At 41.7% G+C, this 14,374-nt stretch carries 19 protein-coding genes; 5 read left to right on the top strand and 14 right to left on the bottom strand.

Annotated features, from left to right (window positions below):
* Positions 1-187: 187 nt before the first annotated feature.
* Both NSU15_RS15955 and NSU15_RS15960 read right to left on the bottom strand, forming a co-directional pair.
* On the bottom strand, positions 188-1,399 hold the full coding sequence (locus tag NSU15_RS15955; RefSeq protein ID WP_339286687.1) for an MFS transporter: 1,212 nt from the start codon (positions 1,397-1,399) through the stop codon (positions 188-190).
* Positions 1,400-1,480: 81 nt separating this feature from the next.
* On the bottom strand, positions 1,481-2,248 hold the full coding sequence (locus NSU15_RS15960) for a DUF1836 domain-containing protein (protein ID WP_076120529.1): 768 nt from the start codon (positions 2,246-2,248) through the stop codon (positions 1,481-1,483).
* Between the two features lie 113 nt (positions 2,249-2,361).
* On the opposite strand from NSU15_RS15960, the gene NSU15_RS15965 reads away from it, so the two are divergent.
* Positions 2,362-3,687, top strand: a complete 1,326-nt coding sequence (locus tag NSU15_RS15965) for a hemolysin family protein (RefSeq protein WP_339286688.1) — start codon at positions 2,362-2,364, stop codon at positions 3,685-3,687.
* A gap of 36 nt (positions 3,688-3,723) precedes the next feature.
* On the opposite strand, the gene NSU15_RS15970 is transcribed toward NSU15_RS15965, so the two are convergent.
* From NSU15_RS15970 to NSU15_RS15980, 3 genes are read right to left on the bottom strand one after another with little or no spacing between them, the layout of a single operon-like run.
* A complete protein-coding gene (locus NSU15_RS15970; protein WP_339286690.1) occupies positions 3,724-4,014 on the bottom strand; it encodes a hypothetical protein in 291 nt (96 codons plus the stop codon).
* A 6-nt stretch (positions 4,015-4,020) separates the two neighbouring features.
* Entirely contained in the window at positions 4,021-4,449 is a 429-nt protein-coding gene (locus tag NSU15_RS15975; protein ID WP_339286692.1) for a GNAT family N-acetyltransferase, read from the bottom strand.
* 25 nt (positions 4,450-4,474) lie between these two features.
* Positions 4,475-4,831, bottom strand: coding sequence for a VOC family protein (locus tag NSU15_RS15980; protein WP_339286693.1), 357 nt, complete (start codon positions 4,829-4,831; stop codon positions 4,475-4,477).
* Positions 4,832-4,989: 158 nt separating this feature from the next.
* Between NSU15_RS15980 and NSU15_RS15985 the strand changes: the two genes are divergently transcribed.
* Complete coding sequence (locus NSU15_RS15985) at positions 4,990-6,336, top strand: TrkH family potassium uptake protein (protein WP_339286695.1); 1,347 nt, start codon at positions 4,990-4,992, stop codon at positions 6,334-6,336.
* A 61-nt stretch (positions 6,337-6,397) separates the two neighbouring features.
* On the opposite strand, the gene NSU15_RS15990 is transcribed toward NSU15_RS15985, so the two are convergent.
* A complete protein-coding gene (locus NSU15_RS15990) occupies positions 6,398-6,673 on the bottom strand; it encodes a hypothetical protein (protein ID WP_042188584.1) in 276 nt (91 codons plus the stop codon).
* 177 nt (positions 6,674-6,850) lie between these two features.
* Here NSU15_RS15990 and NSU15_RS15995 point away from each other — a divergent pair, with 177 nt between their 5' ends.
* The 3 genes from NSU15_RS15995 (at position 6,851) to NSU15_RS16005 (ending at position 9,767) form a co-directional block, all read left to right on the top strand.
* Positions 6,851-8,083 (top strand): aminopeptidase, encoded by a 1,233-nt coding sequence (locus NSU15_RS15995; RefSeq protein ID WP_339286697.1) that lies wholly within the window; start codon positions 6,851-6,853, stop codon positions 8,081-8,083.
* Between the two features lie 50 nt (positions 8,084-8,133).
* Positions 8,134-9,363 carry an aminopeptidase gene (locus tag NSU15_RS16000; RefSeq protein ID WP_339286699.1) on the top strand — a complete coding sequence of 410 codons (1,230 nt, stop codon included), beginning with the start codon at positions 8,134-8,136 and terminating at the stop codon, positions 9,361-9,363.
* Positions 9,364-9,584: 221 nt separating this feature from the next.
* A complete protein-coding gene (locus NSU15_RS16005) occupies positions 9,585-9,767 on the top strand; it encodes a hypothetical protein (protein ID WP_339286701.1) in 183 nt (60 codons plus the stop codon).
* Between the two features lie 70 nt (positions 9,768-9,837).
* Here NSU15_RS16005 and NSU15_RS16010 read toward each other — a convergent pair whose 3' ends face one another.
* The 8 genes from NSU15_RS16010 to pstB all read right to left on the bottom strand — a co-directional run bounded on the left by NSU15_RS16010 (position 9,838) and on the right by pstB (position 14,342).
* Positions 9,838-10,530, bottom strand: a complete 693-nt coding sequence (locus NSU15_RS16010) for a hypothetical protein (protein ID WP_076120525.1) — start codon at positions 10,528-10,530, stop codon at positions 9,838-9,840.
* A gap of 24 nt (positions 10,531-10,554) precedes the next feature.
* Positions 10,555-11,127 carry a TetR/AcrR family transcriptional regulator gene (locus NSU15_RS16015; RefSeq protein WP_076120524.1) on the bottom strand — a complete coding sequence of 191 codons (573 nt, stop codon included), beginning with the start codon at positions 11,125-11,127 and terminating at the stop codon, positions 10,555-10,557.
* 1 nt (position 11,128) lies between these two features.
* Positions 11,129-11,845, bottom strand: a complete 717-nt coding sequence (locus tag NSU15_RS16020; protein WP_076120523.1) for an MBL fold metallo-hydrolase — start codon at positions 11,843-11,845, stop codon at positions 11,129-11,131.
* 83 nt (positions 11,846-11,928) lie between these two features.
* Positions 11,929-12,051: a hypothetical protein gene (locus NSU15_RS16025; RefSeq protein ID WP_339286703.1), complete on the bottom strand. Its 123-nt coding sequence runs from the start codon at positions 12,049-12,051 to the stop codon at positions 11,929-11,931.
* 48 nt (positions 12,052-12,099) lie between these two features.
* Positions 12,100-12,396: a DUF6773 family protein gene (locus tag NSU15_RS16030; RefSeq protein WP_076120522.1), complete on the bottom strand. Its 297-nt coding sequence runs from the start codon at positions 12,394-12,396 to the stop codon at positions 12,100-12,102.
* A 2-nt stretch (positions 12,397-12,398) separates the two neighbouring features.
* Positions 12,399-12,578 (bottom strand): helix-turn-helix transcriptional regulator, encoded by a 180-nt coding sequence (locus tag NSU15_RS16035; RefSeq protein WP_060623790.1) that lies wholly within the window; start codon positions 12,576-12,578, stop codon positions 12,399-12,401.
* A 264-nt stretch (positions 12,579-12,842) separates the two neighbouring features.
* On the bottom strand, positions 12,843-13,334 hold the full coding sequence (locus tag NSU15_RS16040; protein ID WP_339286705.1) for a nitroreductase: 492 nt from the start codon (positions 13,332-13,334) through the stop codon (positions 12,843-12,845).
* 231 nt (positions 13,335-13,565) lie between these two features.
* Positions 13,566-14,342 carry a phosphate ABC transporter ATP-binding protein PstB gene (pstB, locus tag NSU15_RS16045; protein ID WP_042128132.1) on the bottom strand — a complete coding sequence of 259 codons (777 nt, stop codon included), beginning with the start codon at positions 14,340-14,342 and terminating at the stop codon, positions 13,566-13,568.
* Positions 14,343-14,374 lie beyond the last annotated feature (32 nt).

A 14,374-nucleotide genomic window follows, 5' to 3' on the forward strand; every position in this document is an offset into this window, starting at 1 on the left:
AATATCCCCACAAGGTGTGGCTTAGCTTCGATGCATACTCAGGTACTTTGCGGGGGCCTCAAATATATAGATTCTGATATGTTAAAAAAAACGGCCCTGTTCACAACTGTGAAGGAACCGTTTTGTTCTTATTAAATTTTAGCATTGTTGATAGATTAACATCAAGTATGTAATGAAGAATTATCCTCTACAGGAGCTCCGTTCCCTTTGTCTCTTTTCCTAGGAAGAGCACCGCTAACGCACCGATAATAATCGTTACAAAAAATAACATGAAGATCGAACCAATCGCTATAGATTTACCTACTAGCACCCCTACTAACAAAGGAGCGATGATGCCACCAATCCGGCCAAAGGAAGTCGCTAAACCAGCGCCTGTTGAACGAATAGTTGTTGGGTACAACTCTGGTGTATAAGCGTACATGCCACCCCATGCTCCGAGATTAAAGAATGATAAGCAGATTCCAGCAGCCATCAGCATGCCTTCTGTAGTTGCATTTCCGAACCATGCCGCACTAACGGCAGTGAACAGCATATAGATGACCAGGACAAACTTACGTCCGAACTTCTCGATGAAGTAAGCGGCAGTAAAGTAACCCGGCAGCTGAGCTAACGTCATGATAAGCATGTATTCGAAGCTTTTAACCAAGCTGAAGCCTTTAAGTACCATAACTGTAGGCAGCCATAGAAACATCCCATAATACGAAAACACTACAGTAAACCATAAAATCCACAGCATAATCGTAGAACGACGATACTCTGGTGACCATACTGTTGTGATACGTTTTTTCAAGGACACAGGCGCCTTCTTGATCTCAGCAAACTTCGGTGAATCGTCTATAGCACGTCTTAAGTATAGAGCGTATAGCGCGGGAACAGCACCAATACCGAATGCTACACGCCAGCCATAATCAGGAATCACGAAGAATGCAATTAAAGCAGAAGCGATCCATCCAACCGCCCAAAAGCTCTCTAGTAGCACAACCGCACGGCCTCTCTCACGGGCAGGCATACTTTCAGACACTAATGTTGAGGCGACAGGCAGCTCCCCACCTAGACCAAATCCAGCGATAAATCTAAGTACACAGAGTATTCCAAAGCCTGTTGCAAAAGCCGACAACCCACTTGCGGCTGAGAAAATCAGTAGTGTCCACAGAAGTATCGGTTTACGTCCAAAACGATCTGCTAATATCCCTGCCGCCGCGGCACCCACAGCCATGCCCACGGAGTTAATACTTGTCAATATGCCGATCTGCTCGGGTCCCAAATTCCAATCCTTGGCTAAAGCCGCAACAACAAAAGAAATCATCCCGACGTCCATCGCGTCGAACATCCAGCTTAAGCCTGCGCTGAAGAGTAGTTTCCTTTGCTTTGGATTCCGCAGCAGTGTCATTTGATTCACCTCCAAACCCCCTTATATCCAACATCTCTCTAATAAAACTACTTTTGATTGTTTCACTTATACATTTTAAAATTGTAGCGTTCAAAAATCAAGAAATAAAGCAGCATTAAAATATTGTCTGGCAAGCGACTGAAAATAACAGGTCTGAACAGCAATCGTAGCTATCAGCAGTATATTGCGGACAGATTCTCTCTGAGATCTAGTTAGATGCGTCAGACGATTGATTACACGATCTGTGGAATTTCTAAGCAGGGAATCCTCTTTCCATGAAAACTCTTTATGCAACTGTTGATCTACCTTGCATTGCGTTTGTATAGTCGGATTACTCTTGATCTCCTCAAAAAGCCCAGCATATGCATAATACAGTTTTGCCGGTTCTATGAGATCATCATCGTCTCGATCTGGCTTTAAGAACATTAATCGGAATAGCTGACGGATGCTTTCAAAATTAAGGGCAGATTTGAGATCATCGATCATAAACAGAAGAGCCGCCTGATTCACTGAATATTTCTTTCCTTCTCTTGGAGAACCGAGATACTCCTTAAAGTCACGCTTTACCCAGTTCTGCATAGTTGTCACAGTCAACGTGGAATACTCTATAAGATGGCCTAATGTAGCAATTTCACCGAGTGAAAAGCCTTTAACATTATCGCCCTTAATGATCTTTTGTAAAATGGGTGGAACATCTGTAGATAAAAAAGCGGGTAACGAAGTCCCCTTTTCTATTTCATCAAGATGAAATTTAGTCCATGCCTCTTGGAGGATATTCAGCGGTTTCCGGTCTGATAATCCGGTCAATGAGAGCAGAAGACTGGACATCTCCACACGAGTCAATGCAAATGATTCCATATCTGTTTCCCTCCACCATTTGATATTTCTCTGAAAAGTTCGTAGAATAGTTCATAAGAACTCATAATATGAGTATAACCTATTTTAGGAACGAAAGGGATGGTAAAGATTATATGGGTATAGGACTTAGTTTGACGTTGGTGGCTATTTTGATTATTTTAACCGCTTTTTTTGTAGCAACGGAATTTGCATTGGTGAGACTTAGAGGTAGCCAGATCAGTCAAATGGTGATCGATGGAAAGAAGAATGCGTTAGCTGTACAACGGGTTTCCGCTAATCTTGACGGATACTTATCCGCGTGTCAGCTCGGGATTACGATCACTGCTCTGGGTATTGGTGCACTAGCAGAACCGGCATTTGAGCAACTGCTCCTTCCGGTATTCGACTGGGCTAACATTAGTTCAAGTGTGAGTCACCCTCTTGCATTTGCATTTGCATTCATTATTGCAACATTCCTACACGTCGTTGTCGGTGAACTTGCTCCGAAGACGGTAGCTATAAACATTCCGGAAAGAATTGGTCAAATTACATCACCGCTGATTATTTGGTTCTACAGAATTTTGTACCCACTCATTTGGTTTATGAACGGTTCCGCAAATTTGCTTGTTCGCCTTTTCGGGATGAAGCCTGCCAGTGAGCATGGAGACGCACATAGTGAAGACGAGATTCGTTTGATCTTGTCCGAGAGCTATGAAAGTGGAAAAATCAATAAAGCTGAATATGGCTATGTAAACCGTATCTTTACTTTTGATGAGATGTTGGCTAAAGAAATCATGGTTCCACGAACCGATATGGTATGTCTTTTCACCAATCATTCATTGAAAGAAAATTTCGAGATTATCCGCAAGGAACAATATACTCGTTTCCCGGTTGCAGAGGGTAGCAAGGATAATATCATCGGAATGATCAATACAAAACAGCTTTATTTGCAATATGATAACAATCCTGATTTTGATTTCAAAAGCTTGATCCAGCCTGTCCTGACCGTATCTGAGGTAACACCTGTTAAGAACCTTTTAACACGTATGCAATTGGAGCGGGTGCATATCGCCCTGCTGCTTGATGAATATGGCGGAACGTCTGGACTCATCACGATTGAAGATATTTTGGAAGAAATCGTTGGTGAAATTCGAGATGAATTTGACGCTGATGAACGCAGAAACGTTGAAAAATTAAGCGATACAAATTATCTGTTCGATGGTAAGGTATCTCTAATTGAGGTCAAGGAGCTTACCGGTCTTGATTTCGAAGATGAGGAAGTGACCACGATTGGAGGCTGGCTATACAGCCATATCCCAGATCCTGCCGTTGGCAAAAGTATTGTCCATGACCACGTAACCTTAATCATTCGTGAGATGAACAGATACCGTGTACGCAAGGTTGAGGTCATCATTGAGACCACAGGTGATACTGAATCGTCAGAGCTTGAGAATTCATAAGCTATTAATTATAAAAAAAAGGATAGAGTCTTCAGATTAAATCTGATCCTCTATCCTTTTTTCTTTTATTAAGATCATACTCATGTAGTATTCATTTACCCACTGGCCATCGACAATAAGAGATTTCCGCTTCGTCCCTTCGATTTCAAACCCATTACAGCTTTCGATCATCTCTTTGACCTGATTAAGACTGGATTGTCGTTCATCCGGCTCTAATAACATAAATTTGGATTCCTGATCCAACTGATGCTGTAAACGAAGTAATTCTTCTGCATCCTCTGGAATCAGTGCTTTAAGTGTAACCATCATAACATCACTTCCAATCATAAATAGCTATAAGTACTTTTTGAACAGCTTACTGGAGCTGCTATTATATCCAAGATGTTCGTAAAATTGATGTGCATCCTCCCTTCTGACGGCACTCGATAGCATGATCTTAAGAGCGCCCCTAGAGGTGGCTAGGTGCTCAGCGTATCTCATTAATTGTGCTCCGTATCCTTTCCCTCTCACCTCTTGTGCAGTGATGACTCTTTCAATGACAGCAAAGGGTCGATCGTCACATAATGCATCCATACATAAATGAAGATGAAGTGTTCCAACAATAGCACCTTCTTCTTCGTACACATAAAGAAAACTATCCGTATTCTCAGCGATCCGCTTCAGTCTTTCCGGAGACACTTGTATAGCTGTCTGCTCAGGCAACAACATTCGATATAGCTCTTCAATATACAATGCGTCTTCAGGAATAGCTTCTCTAATCATTTGTTTCTTCCTTTCTTAATCATTCTTAACAACGACAGACCATGATCACATTACCATTAGGATCTTTAAAATTAAACCAATGGTCATGCTCAATATCCGTAAGAATCTCTCCGCCATTAGCTTTCACATAATCATAAGCTGCATCAATATCTTCAGTATTTAGATGAAAAGAGGGAATATTAAGAACGGATTCAGAAGTGTAAATTTTGCTGTCCAATACGATTTCTGGTCCCTGCATAGGGATCACGTATAAGTGCCCGAATAATACTTCTCCATCCAAAGGCAAACCAAGTAATTGGCAATACCATTCTTTGGATTTTTCAATATCCTTTACCGGAATAAAAACTGCACCAATCTGATTCAGAATCGGACTTACCGCCATTAAGAAAGCCTCCTCTTTAAAGTTGCAGAATAGGGTGTTATTCTAGAATAATTCGATAAAATATGTCAATTACCTCCCTCCGCTTAGGGAAGGTCTGGCAAGTTATGTTATAATTTTGTGAGCACTACTCTAATTTCACGTATGACAGGAGAATTGAATTGGCTAATCTGAACTTCGGTGGGTTGAAATTAACTCCACCTAAAGTCTTATCACTAGGGTTTGTAATACTTATCACTGCCGGAACTTTTTTACTTAACCTGCCGGTCTCCTCAGTAGAAGGGCATATTTCTTTTATTGATGCATTATTTATGGCAACATCGGCAACCTGTGTTACAGGTCTGGCAGTCATTGATACGGGCACACAACTGACTACTTTTGGACAGGTTGTTCTACTCGTATTATTTCAGTTTGGGGGATTGGGTTTTATTACGATGGCCACTTTGATTACTTTGGTCCTTAATAAACGAATATCCTTTAAAGAGCGAATTCTTATGCAAGAATCTATGAACCAGAATTCGATGCAGGGTATCGTCCAGTTAATCCGTAGAGTCCTGATCTATTCCCTTGTTATTCAGCTCACAGGTGCCATTGTGTTTGCCGGTAGGTTTATGATGGATATGCCTTTCGGGAAAGCTGTATATTATGGAATATTTCACAGTATATCTATCTTTAATAATGCAGGCTTTGATCTATTTGGTGACATCCATGGGCCCTTTAGTGGACTTACACGATTTGTAAATGATCCTATTGTGAATTTCACCTCAATGATCCTTATCTTCCTTGGAGGGGTCGGTTTTATCGTACTATCTGATGTTTTTGACTTTCCAAAACGCAAAAGACTTACTCTACATTCGAAGGTTGTTCTTTCGACCTCTGTGATTTTGATTGTCTTTGGAGCAGCTCTATTCTTCTTACTAGAATTTAATTCTACGCTGAAGCCCTTGAGTGCGGGTGGAAAGACGATGGCTACATTTTTACAAGCGATAACACCACGTTCAGGTGGCGTCACTACGATTGAAATTCCACTTATGCGGGAATCAACACAATTTCTAATGATACTGCTAATGTTCATAGGGGCTGCGCCTGGATCTACTGGTGGGGGAATTAAGATTACTACGTTCGCTGTTCTAGTGGCTGCGGTTTCTGCAAGATTAAGGGGTAAAGAGGATATTGTAATGTTTCGTCATCGGATCGCTAAAGAAAATGTCTATAGAGCCGTGACGATGACATTAATGTCTCTTATGTTAGTAGTCATCGCTACGATGTTGTTATCCGTAACAGAGGAGGCTGACTTTCTTGCTGTACTCTTTGAATCCGTATCCGCATTCGGGACTTCTGGTCTCTCCATGGGTCTTACACCAGAACTGACTACTGCGGGTAAAGTACTCATTATTATTCTAATGTTTCTGGGTCGGACAGGTCCACTTACTCTAGCTTATGCACTCAAACCTAAGGGTAGTAAGGAACTTTACCGCTATCCTGAAGGTAAGATTACCATCGGATAAGGCGAGATGTAACCAGCGGCTATGAATATTGCCGCTGGTAATCAATTAACACTTGTATGTTTTACTCTTCAACGATCTCTTGTTTATCTAGAGCGGCATCAAGCAACTGATTGTATACATCGTCATCATTTTCAAGTAGCGCGTCAGTTTCTAAGAACTGCTCTTCGCTTCCAGGCTCACCTGCAAAGCTTAGGCTGTAATCCCATTCCGTTCCTCTTGTACTGAAAAAAGTAATTTCATATGGAGCCTTATGGTTTTCGAGAGTGAATATCGTCCTCCCTACATAGCTTTTATCCTCTTTACGGCTCATTTCAGCACTTACAATCTCTAAATTCATCCGCTAATCGTCCTTCCTTTCATCAAATCATTTCCTCTCTCAGTATAGCATTGAAATGAATGTAATTCCTCAATTTACACTGTAAATCCCATGTAATTGACTTTTTTCATCCGGCGGTTAATAATTTAGTACAATACTTGTAAAGTACCAAACTATTAGCAAATGGAGGAAATATCGATGACTGATTTCGAAGCAAAGCTTAGTAAATATGCAGATCTAGCTGTGCAAATTGGGGTTAACGTTCAACCAGGGCAAATTCTGGTGGTGAATGCGCCGATTCTTGCAGCTGATTTCGTTCGTATGATTACCGCTAAGGCATATGCGATTGGAGCAAGCTTAGTGAAGGTGAACTGGAGTGATGCGAGCATTACACGCCAGCAGTTTGAACATGCTGCACCAGAAGTGTTCACTGAGCCTCCTACTTGGTACGCAGGTGAAATGACCGAACTCGCCGAGAAGGGTGCGGCTATTCTTAACGTGATCGCGGAAGATCCTGATGCACTTAAAGGCATTGATCCTGTACGTATTTCCAATTATCAAAAAGTACGGGGAGCCGCACTCACCAAATATCGTGAAATGCAAATGTCCGACAAAGTTAGCTGGAGTATTGTTGCAGTACCTTGTCAGGCTTGGGCGGATAAAGTATTCCCGGATGTTCCAGCTGAAGAACGTGTAAGTAAGCTTTGGGAAGCTATTTTCCACACCGTACGCCTTGATCGAGAAGATCCAGTAGCTGCATGGCAAGAACATCTCGACACCTTAGATCAGAAAGCAAATGTACTCAACGCAAAAAAATATAAAAAGCTGCATTACATAGCGCCTGGTACGGACCTAAGCATTGAGCTTCCGGAAGGTCATATTTGGGCACAAGGAGACAGCATTAATGCTAAAGGTCATTCTTTTGTAGCCAATATGCCTACTGAAGAAGTATTTACGGCTCCTCTAAAGACTGGTGTGAATGGTACCGTACGAAGCACAAAACCTCTTAGCCATGGAGGCAATATCATCGATGGATTCTCTATTACTTTTGAGAACGGACGTATTGTAAGTGTTAGTGTAGAGCAAGGTCAAGAAGCACTAGAACACCTCATTAGTATGGATGAAGGAGCAAAATACCTCGGTGAAGTTGCATTAGTTCCTCATAAGTCCCCTATCTCTGAGTCCAATATTCTTTATTACAATACTTTGTTTGATGAGAATGCATCTAATCACCTAGCTATAGGTATGGCTTATGCTTTCTGCTTAGAAGGTGGTAAAGATATGAATCCAGATGAACTGATTGCACATGGATTGAATAACAGCGTGACCCATGTGGATTTCATGATCGGTTCAGCGGAGATGAACATTTATGGTATCTCTGCTGATGGAACCGAAGAACCTGTATTCCTAAATGGAAACTGGGCGTTCTAATTATTGCAAATATGAAATAAAGACTAGAGATATTGGGAGGAGTTGAAACTATGTTGGATTTCAAGCAAAAACTGGAAAATTATGCTTTGCTGGCAGTGAAGATCGGGGTTAATATCCAACCTGGGCAGACCCTTGTTGTAAATGCCGACATCGTTTCCGCAGAACTAGTGCGTCTTGTAGTACGTAAAGCTTATGAAGCGGGAGCGAAGCTCGTCAAGGTTAATTATAGTGATGAGGTTGTCACACGTACCCGTTATGACCTCGCTCCATCTGATTCCTTTTTGGAACCGCCACAATGGCAAGCAGATGAATTGGAAGATTTGGCTAAAAAGGGTGCAGCATTTCTATCGGTAACTTCAACGAATCCAGATCTATTGAGCGGTGTAGAGTCAGGAAGAATTGCGGATAATCAGCGGATCTCTGGACAGACATTAGCTCCATATCGAGAGTTGTTAATGGGGAATCACGTAAGCTGGAGTATTGTAGCATTCCCGTCAGCCTCGTGGGCGGCAAAGGTATTCCCTGAAGCATCATCTGATCAGCAGATTGATTTACTATGGGATGCTATCTTTAAAGCTACACGTGCAGATCAAGCTGACCCTATACAAGCATGGAGTCAACATTTAGATGGTCTGAAAGCACGCTGTACTACCTTGAATGATAATAAGTTCCGCAAGCTGCACTATACAGGACATGGAACCGATTTGACGATTGAGCTTCCAGAAGGGCATATTTGGTGTCAAGCTGGAGCTGTCAATGGCAAAGGAGTACCTTTCCTCGCCAATATCCCAACTGAAGAAGTGTTTACTGCCCCTCTGAAGTCCGGTGTGAATGGTAAGGTAAGCAGCACTAAGCCGCTTAGCTACGGGGGGAATCTTATTGACAACTTCACTCTCACCTTTGAGAACGGCAAAGTAACGGACTTCACCGCTGAAAAAGGTTCAGAAACGCTTGCTTCCCTTATCGCGTTGGATGAAGGTTCTGCTTATCTTGGAGAAGTCGCTTTGGTGCCTTTCCACTCCCCGATCTCCGAGAGCGGAATTCTATATTACACCACATTGTATGATGAGAATGCCTCCTGCCATTTGGCGTTAGGTGCAGCATATGCCTTTACCCTTCAAGAGGGTACGACAATGACCAAAGATCAATTGCAGGAAAAAGGAATGAACCAAAGCCATACACATGTTGATTTTATGATGGGATCACCTGAAATGAGCATTGATGGCATTAAGGATGATGGAACAACCGTACCTATCTTCCGTGATGGAGATTGGGCTTAAATTATTCGCTTAGATTATAGGATAAATAAAATACCAAACAACCTGCTTTGTTCCTCTTCCGAGGATAAAAGCAGGTTGTTTTTTATTGCACACTAGATATTCAGAAAATAAATAGTCCAAATTTGAATAAAAGTTCAATATTTGTTCACACTATTGTTGATTTCCGTTCACAAATATGTCACAATACAGTTAAGGATCTAATTTCCAAGGAGGGGATTATCATGTTGAGAGACCCAATATCCAATGAAATTGACAGCGTTGAAGAAGAACAGCTCGAAATTCAAACACCGGTGGATTCAAGAATTGTTGCATCTAATGCAATCAAATATACCGCCTATGTTATGCTGTTATTCGGATTCTTGTATTTCCTGATTGCTTACTTGGCACCTATGTTGGAACAATAATGTGATGGATATGACTTTATTAGAAAACGCTTACGGTTAACCACTCTCATGGAGTAGTGGTTAACCGTTTTTATTTCCATGAGAATGCTTTGTTTGTCCAGGCTATTGCTGCAGGCGACCATATGCCATTCATTTTAGAATGCAGCCAAGCTATTGCCTCTTCTCTATTGCCTTCAAATGAGGAAACGCCATTATCTTCCATCCAGTGGCTTACGGTCTCAAATGAAGTACTGCTCCAGCCATTTTTCTCACCTTCTGCATTTTGGCGTTCTTTTACACCTGAAATAACGATGTCCAGCGATGCCTGAAGTTCCGTAACCGCATTATCGAATGCCGTTTTCTTTTCTTTAGCCTTCATATCAGCCTCAGCACGAAGTACACGCGTATCAATCCCTTGATGTTCACGGACAATTTGCAGTAAAGTCACTGCTTCTCTGCTTGCCAAACCATCGTTATAACGTTCTTCTATAGATTTAGTGCTTCCTACAGCTGCCACAAATGCCGGAAACCACTCGCTAGAGACTAAGATAGCTTTTTTCTTAACAAACTTTCCATACCCAGCCAGGCCTTCACCAGGAAACCTTACACGCCATGACCACGGATCTAGCTCTGATCCCGTATGCCAATTCTCCGCTTTCGTTAATCCGTTTAAAGATGGATGCTCAGGAATCAGGGTTGCAAGCGGCAAAATCCCAATTTTGGCAACGATTTCTGCAGTTTCCTCAAAAGTGATGACACTTTCCTTTTCATATCCCTTATACATCACTACATCATCTCCTATGTACTATTATTTAGACTTCATATTACCGATCCCAGCAATATAACTACTGATCAGCCGAGATAGGCTTACATTAGTATCAAGTGCCATTCCAAAACCGCCTTTTTGTTCCAAAGAGGCAAAGCCATGCAGAATGCTTCGTAACCCGCGTACTGCATGAATTTCTCCTTCCTCACCCAATTGATAATCCTTCATCACATAAATGATCAGCTTCAAAATATGATCACTTGCCTTTTCCAGCTCCGTATTTGTCTGTTCAGGGGCTCGCAGTGTTGTCTCGTATAATCCAGGTCGACTTCTAGCAAAGTCCACATACGCTCGCCCCATCGCCTGTACAGCAGCGTCTCCACTAAAGCCGTTAGCTGCCTTATTCATTGCATTGGAAAGCTCGCCTAGTCCATAAATCGCAAGTTGTGTACGCAATTCCTGTAGCCCGTTAATGTGATTGTATAAAGACGGAGAACGAACACCTAGTTTCTTAGCCAATGCGGCTAAGGTTACGGCCTCTATTCCTTCATGATCAGCGATTTCAGCTGCTGCAATAACTAGTGTACGACGATCTAATCCTGCTCTAGGTGACATTTTAATTACTCCTATCTTGAATCATTTGTGCTTTGTGTATAGCTTTCTCCATGGTTTCTACTGGGTTTCTAAGTAAGTCTCCATGTCCAGAAGCCAGTATTGTAGGAGAAGCCTCTAGAAGCTTAATCGCACTTTTTAAGGCTTGATTCTTACTCCAGGTTGCCATAGCCGGAAACGGAAACCAAGGAATTACGGTTCCTGAAACTGCGGTTCCTCGGAAGGTCTGAAATGCATCTCCAACGATAACAGCGCCGCTTCGTGAATCAATGAAAGACATAGAACCAGGGGTATGACCAGGCGTTAGAATTGCAGTTAATGAACCAATGGTATCTCCATCATAGAGTAAAACATCTGGTCTTGTTGTAACCTTTTTGGGCACACCTCCCTTTATAGGGGTCTGAGGTTCTCCCTCACGAAGTGAACGATCTCCGCGAAGCAAAGCTGCATCCCTTTCTGAAATGTACACCTGAGCCTCTGGAAGCTGCTTCTTTAGCTCATCCAGTGCACCTACATGATCGTCATGAGCATGCGTTAATATAATACGAGTGATCTTCTTATTTAACTTCGTTGCGGTATCTATAATTCCTTTTACACTGAACGGCATTGCCGCATCTATCAAAGTCAATTCATTGTCTTCCTCAATAATGTAACAATTCACAGGAAACACTCTTGGCATCCAAGTCAGCTGTAATAAATAACCTTCACGTGTTACTCTCATCATTACCCCTCCACAAAACTAATGGTATTAGCTTAAATATAAACTAATCATATTAGTTTTACAAGAGTGAATTATTCATTCTTCTAACCATCTAGATTTTTGTCCGCATTTTTATTGGATTTTTTGATAATGAACCACTGCATCCATGTAATCCCAATGAAAAATATAACGGAACCCACAAGAGTGCTCATGATACTTTTAGCCATATCCAATTCCCCGACTTCTCTAAGATCAGATAGGAACATTAAAGCGGCCTATATTGACGTACTGACAGCTCCCCCAATTAAATTGATCTTCTTATAACGTCTTACATCGCCTTCTTTACTTGGTAGCAGATATATTCCATCTTTAACGGAACGAACAGTAATATACAAACACCCTGCCATCACAATCACAAACGTATCCAACCAATACTTAATGTCCCATTGCAGAATAAACACTTTTACAAAAAGACTAACCATAAAGCCCACAAACACAATCATAAACCCGTGCGTACTAAACTTCTGAATTTCGTTGATAATCCGCTCATCTTTAATCCTTGACCCTCTCAATTTTAATCCTCCCAAAAAATATCGTTTAATGATCGATCCAATGCTTTACAGATAGCTATGCACAACTTAAGCGTCGGGTTGTAGTTCCCGGCTTCAATCAGGCCTATCGTCTGTCTTGTAACCCCTACAACTTCTGCTAACTGTTCTTGGGAAAGATCTTTTTGTATACGAGCCAGTTTCATCTTGATGTTCTTGTTCTCCCCCACGCTATTCCCTCCTTATTTAGATTCATCCACTTAACCAAATTGTAATCAATATCATTCATTATGTACATTATATATTGCTATAGACATTTAACGCGATTTTGCTATCCGACCATTCTGGTACGCAACCCATTATTCCACCTTCTTTTGGCAGATTCTATACAACAAAAAAAGCATCCCTTCGGATGCTTCGGATATATATTCCTTTAATATTCATTATTCAAATACCGTAAAATCTTCTGCTTATTCCACTACATCGTTCTCTGGATAGCTATCAATGATCTTCAGTAGTTCAGAAGCATCCGTCCGTGGACGGCTGTCTGGCACAGTCTCCGGATATCCGGCATGGATCATAGCAATGATCTTCTCACCTGGCTTCACACCAATTTTGTTACGGAATTCAGGATTATTGATATAAGGATCGGTCTTCCAAATCGTGCCTACGCCTTGTTCCCAAGCCGCTAGCTGAAAGTTCTGTACAAGTGCGGACGCTGCTGCAAAATCCTCATCCCACTCTCTCTGCCGAGGATCTTCAGGCATCACCACAATTAACGTTAAAGGAATATTTGAGATATATTCTTTTCGCTTAGCAGCCACTTCAGGATCAGAAAAAGCACGTTTCACGAAAGCAAATGCCGCTTCAGCCAAGAACTTTGTACCATCACCTTGAAAAGCAATAAATCTCCACGGCTCACGCACCCCATGATTGGGCGCCCATACCGCTACATTTAACAATTCCTCTAATAGACCTTGTGGCAGTGGATCTTTTTTAAAAGCTTAATAGAGCGTCTTTCTTTTATTACTTCAGCTACGCTATTCTTTTGAGTCGGTTGAGTTTGTGTCATGAGATCCACTCCCTATAGTAATAATGATAATCATTATCATTAATGATACAGTATCTATCTTCCTTTTGCAAATAATAGAAACAAAAAAACACCGTTCCCTAAGGAACGATGTTGAAAGGCTTCAGCCGAAACGACCCATGATATATTCTTGTGTCATTTGATTCTCAGGATTTGTAAAGACTTTATCCGTCTTATCGTATTCTACAAGAGATCCAAGATAAAAGTAAGCCGTATAATCAGAAATCCGTGCAGCTTGCTGCATGTTGTGTGTCACAATTACAATGCGAAGCTCTTCTTTTAACTCCTTGATGAGCTCCTCAACTTTACCAGTAGAAACCGGATCTAGTGCGGAGGCTGGTTCGTCCAAGAGTAGAATTTGTGGGTTAACTGACAACGCTCTTGCAATACAAAGACGCTGCTGTTGTCCACCGGACAAAGCTAATGCTGAATCTTTTAAACGGTCCTTCACTTCATCCCACAATGCTGCTTTACGAAGGCTGCTCTCTACGATCTCATCAAGTGCTTTTTTTCCTTTAACACCATGGTACTTAGGTCCAAAAGCGATGTTATCATAAATGGATTTATAGAACGGATTCGGCTTTTGCCAAACCATCCCGATCTTCTGACGCAGTTTGATCACGTCTGTTCCAGGAGCATTAATATCAACGCCATCTATCCAGATGCTTCCTTTGGTTGTTGATCCGGAGATTTCGTCATTCATACGGTTCAGTGAACGAAGAAAGGTTGATTTACCGCAGCCGGATGGGCCGATCAGTGCAGTAACCGTATTTTCAGCAAAAGGAAGACTAATCCCCTTTACTGCCTCATATGTTCCATAAAAAATACTCAGGTCCTCGGTTTGAAAAGATTCACGCACTGCTGTTGCCGACGTTCCCATCGATTACTCCTCCTACATCTCTACTTTAGTTT

It is taken from the genome of Paenibacillus sp. FSL E2-0201 (assembly GCF_037963325.1).
GTDB lineage: Bacteria > Bacillota > Bacilli > Paenibacillales > Paenibacillaceae > Paenibacillus_AQ.

Bases quoted from the DNA above. Each gene is read 5' to 3' on its own strand.
- NSU15_RS15960 (WP_076120529.1), bottom strand. From the start codon at position 2,248: ATGGAATCATTTGCATTGACTCGTGTGGAGATGTCCAGTCTTCTGCTC.
- NSU15_RS15965 (WP_339286688.1), top strand. From the start codon at position 2,362: ATGGGTATAGGACTTAGTTTGACGTTGGTGGCTATTTTGATTATTTTA.
- NSU15_RS15970 (WP_339286690.1), bottom strand. From the start codon at position 4,014: ATGATTGGAAGTGATGTTATGATGGTTACACTTAAAGCACTGATTCCA.
- NSU15_RS15975 (WP_339286692.1), bottom strand. From the start codon at position 4,449: ATGATTAGAGAAGCTATTCCTGAAGACGCATTGTATATTGAAGAGCTA.
- NSU15_RS15980 (WP_339286693.1), bottom strand. From the start codon at position 4,831: ATGGCGGTAAGTCCGATTCTGAATCAGATTGGTGCAGTTTTTATTCCG.
- NSU15_RS15990 (WP_042188584.1), bottom strand. From the start codon at position 6,673: ATGAATTTAGAGATTGTAAGTGCTGAAATGAGCCGTAAAGAGGATAAA.
- NSU15_RS15995 (WP_339286697.1), top strand. From the start codon at position 6,851: ATGACTGATTTCGAAGCAAAGCTTAGTAAATATGCAGATCTAGCTGTG.
- NSU15_RS16000 (WP_339286699.1), top strand. From the start codon at position 8,134: ATGTTGGATTTCAAGCAAAAACTGGAAAATTATGCTTTGCTGGCAGTG.
- NSU15_RS16005 (WP_339286701.1), top strand. From the start codon at position 9,585: ATGTTGAGAGACCCAATATCCAATGAAATTGACAGCGTTGAAGAAGAA.
- NSU15_RS16010 (WP_076120525.1), bottom strand. From the start codon at position 10,530: ATGTATAAGGGATATGAAAAGGAAAGTGTCATCACTTTTGAGGAAACT.
- NSU15_RS16015 (WP_076120524.1), bottom strand. From the start codon at position 11,127: ATGTCACCTAGAGCAGGATTAGATCGTCGTACACTAGTTATTGCAGCA.
- NSU15_RS16020 (WP_076120523.1), bottom strand. From the start codon at position 11,845: ATGAGAGTAACACGTGAAGGTTATTTATTACAGCTGACTTGGATGCCA.
- NSU15_RS16025 (WP_339286703.1), bottom strand. From the start codon at position 12,051: ATGGCTAAAAGTATCATGAGCACTCTTGTGGGTTCCGTTATATTTTTC.
- NSU15_RS16035 (WP_060623790.1), bottom strand. From the start codon at position 12,578: ATGAAACTGGCTCGTATACAAAAAGATCTTTCCCAAGAACAGTTAGCA.
- pstB (WP_042128132.1), bottom strand. From the start codon at position 14,342: ATGGGAACGTCGGCAACAGCAGTGCGTGAATCTTTTCAAACCGAGGAC.